The sequence below is a fragment of the Skermanella sp. genome, from assembly GCF_059503625.1.
In genome coordinates this window covers 1-6,086 of sequence record NZ_JCACHA010000576.1, presented here as the reverse complement: position 1 = coordinate 6,086, position 6,086 = coordinate 1, and the positions used below count along the sequence as shown (strand labels likewise).

General features: G+C 64.0%; 5 protein-coding genes. All 5 read right to left on the bottom strand.

What is annotated here, in order from left to right:
* Positions 1 to 407: hypothetical protein (locus AC5JJ6_RS13895; RefSeq protein WP_496042617.1), on the bottom strand; the 407-nt coding region annotated here is incomplete at its 3' end.
* A 116-nt stretch (positions 408 to 523) separates the two neighbouring features.
* Positions 524 to 1,831 carry a glycosyltransferase family 4 protein gene (locus AC5JJ6_RS13890; RefSeq protein ID WP_496042616.1) on the bottom strand — a complete coding sequence of 436 codons (1,308 nt, stop codon included), beginning with the start codon at positions 1,829 to 1,831 and terminating at the stop codon, positions 524 to 526.
* Positions 1,832 to 2,159: 328 nt separating this feature from the next.
* Positions 2,160 to 3,416 carry a glycosyltransferase gene (locus tag AC5JJ6_RS13885; protein WP_496042615.1) on the bottom strand — a complete coding sequence of 419 codons (1,257 nt, stop codon included), beginning with the start codon at positions 3,414 to 3,416 and terminating at the stop codon, positions 2,160 to 2,162.
* Between the two features lie 311 nt (positions 3,417 to 3,727).
* Positions 3,728 to 5,125: an NAD(P)H-dependent flavin oxidoreductase gene (locus AC5JJ6_RS13880; protein WP_496042614.1), complete on the bottom strand. Its 1,398-nt coding sequence runs from the start codon at positions 5,123 to 5,125 to the stop codon at positions 3,728 to 3,730.
* A gap of 220 nt (positions 5,126 to 5,345) precedes the next feature.
* Positions 5,346 to 6,086: glycerophosphoryl diester phosphodiesterase (locus AC5JJ6_RS13875; protein WP_496042613.1), on the bottom strand; the 741-nt coding region annotated here is incomplete at its 5' end.

Here is a 6,086-nt window from a genome sequence, read left to right as displayed (position 1 = left end):
TTCATCGCCTGGCTGCTTTCCTGGATTGCCTGCTTGTAGCCTTGGCTGATGGCGCCCGCCTGCGACACCAGGGCTTCAGTCTTGGGGATCGGCTTGGCGGCCTGATTGCTTTCCTGGATTGCCCGCTTGTAGCCCTGGCTGATGGCGCCCGCCTGGGATACCAGCGACTCCGTCTTGGGGATCGGCTTGGCGGCCTGGTTGCTTTCCTGGATGGCCTGCTTGTAGCCCTGGCTTATGACGGCGGCCTGACTGTTCAGCTGATCGGTCTTGGGAACGGGTTTGGTGGAGTTGTTGGTCTGGTCGATCACGGCCTGAGATTTCTGCATGTTCTGCTTCATCTGCTGAACCAGATCAGCCAGCTTTGGGCCGGGCCGCATCAGGGATGCATCGATGGGAGAGGAGGACATGACAGGCCCTTCGGGCGACGGCGTACGACAATAGATAAAAAGCAATCGATTTCAGAATACGACTATCCCGCTCCCGAGTCCAATGGCAAAACGGCATCCGCCGATCGGTCGAGGTATCAGCTGCCCTGAAGCTGGCGGTACAGCGCGATCGTGCGGTCGACGCAGGACGTCCAGCTGAACCGTTCCGCACGCTCCAGCCCGCTGGCGATGCAGGCATCGCGCAAGGGGCGGTCGGTGAGGATTCGCTCCAGCCCGGCGGCGAGTGCCGCATCGTCATGGGGATCGACGAGCAGGCCCGCGTCCCCGACTACCTCCAGGATGCTGCCGGTGGCCGATGCCAGGACCGGCGTGCCGCTGGCCATGGCTTCCAGCGGCGGCAGCCCGAAACCTTCATAGAAGGACGGAAAGGCGAAGGCCGCGGCGCCGGCATATAGACCGGGCAGGTCGGCTTCGGGAGTATAGCCCAGGCGCCGGACGCTGCCCTCGCGCACCAGCGCGTCGAGCGATTGTTCGAGATGGCTTTCCCGCCATCCCGTAGCACCGCACAGTACCAGCGGATAGGCCGCCCTCAGCCCGGCGGGCAGCCTCATGAAGGCCTGCACCAGACCATGCAGGTTCTTGCGCGGCTCAATGGTCGCCACCGACAGGACGTAACGGCCGTGTTCGAGACCATGGCGCGACATGATGCCTTGCGTTTCCTCGCGGGCATGCGGCCTGAACCGGTCGTCGACGCCGACCGGGATCGTGATCACGGTCGCGGGATCGAAGGCGAAGGTATCCAGCACCTCGCGCCGGACGAAATCGCTGAGCGTCACGATCCGCGTCGCTTTGCGCAGGGACTTCTCCAGGTTCCGGTCCAGGTAGCGAACGCGTTCCGCCGGGTGGTGTTCCGGAAAATGCAGGTGCGACAGGTCGTGGCAATTGACGATCGTCGGACCGTCATACGGCTTCAGGATATAGTTAGGCTCATGATAGACGGCTCCGGCGAGCGACTTGGCGCTACGCCGGAACACCGCGTTGCGGGCGATGCACCGCAGGTCGTAGGCATAGGGCAGCGACCGCAGGAAGGGGCGGAAGTTGTTGGGCGGAGGCGGTTCGGACGACGCTTCGATGACGCGCCTCGCATTCACCCAATGGAAATGGGAGAAGCAATGCAGGTCGCCGCCCAGGCCGCGGGCAAGCAGGCCTCCGAGTATTTCGGACGTATAGCGCCCTATGCCCGTCACCGGGGGAACGATCGACTCGACGTTCAGGATCAGCTTTATCGGGTTTTCACGCCCGATGGCCGGATCGGCATTCCTGCCTTGGGCCGAAACCGCGCCCGAAGGCTTGTTCCCGTCCCTGAGCGGTCTTGTGTCCGGTGCGCCGATCTGGTCATCCTGGTCGGCAGCGCGACGGATAAGCGGTGGAACGGGGAGGGTCATCGACTTCCTGGCGCCCCGCGTCCACTCGTCGCCCGGACCTTGGCTGCCAAAGCCACTGCAAGCGCCGATGTCCGTAATCTCTTCAGCACTTGATGGCAAGGGTCGGGCGTTGGAGCCGTCTGCATGATGGGTGCTCAAAGGAAAGCGCGGGCGTTTCGACAGAGATTGAGTTCGATGGGGACAGAACCGCCGGATCGACCTTGCCAGTGTTCCCGGAGCATCGTCAAGTTGATATTGACGGCGAAAGCTCATGGCTGCCCACGCGTTCCCAGCGTGCCTTGCCGCATCTATAACTCGGCAAAGCGAGTCATGCTTCCATAAAATAGTATCAGATAGCGATCTTCTCCTTTACCGTGTCTTGATAGACCTTCAGCGTTTCGTTCAGGAATGTGCCGAAGCTGAAGGTGGTCTCGGCGCGGAGAAGGCTGCGGGCACCCATGGCGGTGGCATCGCCGGGATGGTCGAGCAGAAATGAGAGCGCTGCGGCCAGTGCGTCAGGAACGCCGGGCGGCACGGTTATGGCTTCTCTGCCGTCTCGCGCGACCCAAGGGACCCCGGTCGACAAGCGGGTATTGACCACAGGCTTGCCGCAAGCCATGGCCTCGACCTGCGCGATGCCGAAGGTTTCGCTTTCTTCCACCGACGGCATGGTGAAGACCCGGCAGGCATGGAGCAGGCATTTCAACTCGCGCCGCTCCAGATATCCGACGAGATGGACGCGGTCGCCCAGTCCTGCGTCGTCGATCTGCCTGCGAAGGGCGCCTTCGAGGGCGCCGGTGCCGACGATGACAAGGATACCGTCCACGCTGCGCATCGCATCGACCAGCACGCCGAAGCCCTTGTAGGCGACCAGCCGGCCCGTCGCCAGGATCAGCCGTGGGTGGAGTGCCCGCAACTCGGTGATCCGCCTCAGGTCCGCCGCTTCGAGCTTCTTCCAGTAATCGACGTCGATTCCATAGGGAATGACGACGCATTTATCGGCGAACGGCTTCAGGAAGGGCGACTGCTCGATCATCGCCGGGGTCGATACGACGATCCTGTCGGCTCGTTTCAAGGTTCGCCGGATGAAAGGACCGACAACCGGCAGCAGCCGCCGCTGCGCTATGATTTCCGAATGCCAATGGACGATCAGCGCCGTCCGCTTCGGAAACCACAGGCTGACTGCCAGATCCGCGAGCGGGAATGGAGCATGGTAATCCACCACGTCCACCCGCCGCGCCGTTTGCCAGACAAGGAAAGGAAACGCCGGCGAGATCGGCATCGACCACAGGCTTCCGAGAGCGCCTGCCCGATGCACTTCGATCCCCTCGACGATTTCCGAGGAACCGGTGCCGCTCACGCGCGATACCAGTACCTCGCTCCGGCACCGGCGCGTCAGGCCGGCGGCCAGAAGCCGCATGATCTCCGGAATGCCGCCGTTGATCTCCGGGATGAAGACCTTGAAGACATGGGCGACGCTGATCGCGGGGAACGGCGATGGATCCCCGGTCCGCGCAACCGCATCCAGGACGCCGGCATCGACGCTCCGTTCATCGGCCGCGCCGGATAGTTCGAGACTGAGCAAATCGGCATTCACATCGGACATGACCGCGTCACGAACCCCCTGGGACGTTCCCGCACCCGAGCCGGTCAGGACATCTGAAACGGCATATGCGGCGTCGCTGGAATTTTAGGCACGTTGGACCGCTACGTCAACGAAAGGAGTAACTCCGGCGGATAAGGATGTCAGGATGAAGCAGGCTGAAGCCGAAGCCATGCCGTCACCCGCCGGGCTGGACTGCCGGGCCGGGAAACCGGGCAGCGCAGCCAGCACGAGGGGCCAAATCGGTGAGGGCATGAAAAAAGCCGGTGCCGCCAGTCACGGCGGCCACCGGCCTCTTGTCAAGGGGGCAGAGATCAGTCGCCCGATGCGATCCTGTCTACAAGCTGCTTCACGGTCGGGATGAAGCCGTCGGCGTAGAACGGGTCGCTCGCGAAGCGGTAGGCGTTGTGTCCCGCGAACATGAGCTGGGTTTCGCAGTCCTCGGAATGGCTGATCGCCTGCAAGGTCTTCTGGATGCAGAAGGAGCGCGGGTCGGCCTTCTTGCCGGTGGTGCCTTCCTCGTTCTGTGCCCAGTTGGAGAACATGCAGGCCGACAGGCACCCCATGCAGTCGATCTGGTCGTGCAGGATCTTGTGCGACGACTCGGTCGTCACGAAGATCAGCGTGCTGTCCGGGGTCTTCAGGGCTTCCTTGTACCCGGCCTCGACCCAGCCGAAGGCGCGGTCGCGGTCATGGGCCGTCAGGTAGACCGGCCGGCCGCGGGGGCCGACGCGGAACTCGGTGTCGTGCTCGCCGACCGGCTTGACCGAATAGGCCACCTGCCGCTCGCTCCGGCCGCGGAGGTCCTGGATGAAGGGATTGTTGACCGCCGACGAGTAGAAGCCGGTAGGGGAGAACTTGTTCAGGAAGACGTCGCCCTCCTTCAGCGTCAGGAGCTTGCGCTTCCACGCTTCGGAGATCGGGCTTTCCTGGGTCAGCAGCGGGCGGGTGCCGTACTGGAAGGCGATCGGACCGAGATCGGGGTTGTCGATCCACTCTTCCCATTCGCGCAGGTACCAGACGCCGCCGGCCATCACGATCGGCGTGTCGGTCAGCCCGAAGCTGTTCATCATCTGGCGGAGCGCCAGCACGCGGGGGAACGGATCCTCCGGGCTCTCCGGGTCCTCGCTGTTCGACAGGCCGTTATGGCCGCCGGCCAGCCAGGGGTCCTCGTAGACCACGCCGCCGAGATTGTCCGAGAACTTGTGGTAGGCCCGCTTCCACAGCGCGCGGAAGGCGCGGGCCGACGAGACGATCGGGTAATAGTGGATGCCGTAGCTGACGGCGATCTCCGCCACCTTGTAAGGCATGCCGGCGCCGCAGGTGACGCCGTGGATCAGGCCCTTGGAGCCTTCCAGGATGCCGTGGAGAATGCGCTCCGCAGCCGCCATCTCCCACAGCACGTTCATGTGGATGCGGCCTTGGCCGCATGATACCTCGTGCGCGATCCGGGCCTGCGTGATGCCGCCGGCGATCGAGTAGCCGATCAGCTCCTCGTGCCGCTCGCGCCGCGTCTTGCCGTGATAGACCTGATCGACGGCATTGCCGTTCTCATCGAAGCTGTCGGCGTTCACGCCGGAAAATGTGCCGACCCCACCGGCCGCTGCCCAGGCGCCGGAACTCTCGCCGTTGGACACGGAGATGCCTTTACCGCCTTCGACCAGCGGCAAGACCTCACGACCCGAGATCAGCAAAGGCTTGAGCGCCTTCAACGAACCCTCCAAAAACTGCTTCTGCGTTCGGTAGGCACCACGTCGACGACATGCCGGTTCGACACCGGCAGCGGCGAACGCCTGCCCTTAGTGCCTCCATATATGAAAAAATTGCGACGCAGAAGAGTGGCGGCAGAATATTTATCGCAACGCCCCGGCGATTCGCTAAAGCTGTACCACCGTATGCAGCCCAAGAGGTATTCCCCGGCCGTCGGTACCGTCAGTCGCCGAGCACCGCCAGGACGTCGCGCGGATAATCGGTGAAAACCGCAGAAACTCCAAGGTCGATCAGGTGCCGGGCCTGGGCCGGATCGTTGACGGTATAGGCCAGGACGGGGCGGCCGGTCGCCAGATAGGCCGCGATGCTTCGATCGTCCTCGCGGCGGGCGTTGACGTTGAGCGTGGTGGCCTCCAGGCGGTCGGCGATGGCAGCCCAGCCGGCGGGGCGCCTGTCGATCAGATAGCCGCGCGGCCACTCCGGCGCATGGGCCTGCGCCACTTCCAGGCTGGGAAGCTCGAAGCTGGATATCAAGGGCGGCGGCCGGTCGGCGGGCCACAAGGCACGGGCGGCATCCAGGGTCTTGTAGGCGGTTTCTTCCTCCCGGCCGGGGCAGGGCTTGATCTCCAGGTTGATGCCGAGACCCAGTTCGAAGACCAGGGCAAGGGTTTCCTCCAGCGTCGGGATCTTCTCTCCGGCGAACTCGGGGCCGAACGGCTTGCCGGCATCCAGCCGGCGGAGGTCGGCGAAGTCCATCGATGCCACTGCGCCCCTGCCGTCGGTGGTGCGGTCCACGGTATCGTCGTGCATCAGGATCGGTACGCCGTCGCGGGTCAGCTTGACATCCACCTCGACCCAGCAGACGCCCTGTCCGGCGGCGGTGCGGATGCCGGCCAGCGTGTTTTCCGGCGCATACCCTCTGGCGCCCCGGTGGCCGATGGTTCTGGGAAATCGGATCATGAT

Excerpts from the sequence above, each read along its gene's own strand:
- AC5JJ6_RS13890 (WP_496042616.1), bottom strand. The coding sequence starts at position 1,831 with ATGACCCTCCCCGTTCCACCGCTTATCCGTCGCGCTGCCGACCAGGAT.
- AC5JJ6_RS13885 (WP_496042615.1), bottom strand. The coding sequence starts at position 3,416 with ATGTCCGATGTGAATGCCGATTTGCTCAGTCTCGAACTATCCGGCGCG.